This window comes from Mesorhizobium sp. WSM4815 (genome assembly GCF_055811575.1).
The window spans coordinates 1-315 of sequence record NZ_JBVVQS010000026.1 but is presented as its reverse complement, the minus strand read 5'-3'; the positions used below and the strand labels follow the sequence as shown (position 1 = coordinate 315).

The window sequence follows — 315 nt, the reverse complement described above, 5'->3', positions numbered from 1 at the left end:
CACCCGACGGCTGAGCGTGCGCGCCTCGATCGAGGTTGCCGACATCTTCCGCAGCGCGGGGCCCGCCTACCGGGCCGCCCATGCAGGGCACCTGACACTGCAGCAGCTCAAGGTCATGTCGGCGATCGAACTCTGCCGCACCGCGGCCCTTGGCGGTCACGTGGAGGCCTGCGAGGACTGCGGCCACTGGCGCATCGCCTACAACTCCTGCCGCAACCGGCACTGCCCGAAGTGCCAGGGCGCGGCGGCGCGGACATGGCTCGCCGAGCGCGAAGCCGACCTGCTGCCGGTCGGATACTTCCATGTCGTGTTCAC

Annotated in this window: 1 protein-coding gene; it reads left to right on the top strand. The window is 70.2% G+C overall.

Going from position 1 to position 315, the window contains the following annotated elements; all coding sequences use genetic code 11:
- Positions 1–16: 16 nt before the first annotated feature.
- On the top strand, positions 17–315 hold a 299-nt coding region (locus AC0L2B_RS00100), incomplete at its 3' end, for an IS91 family transposase (protein ID WP_473743617.1).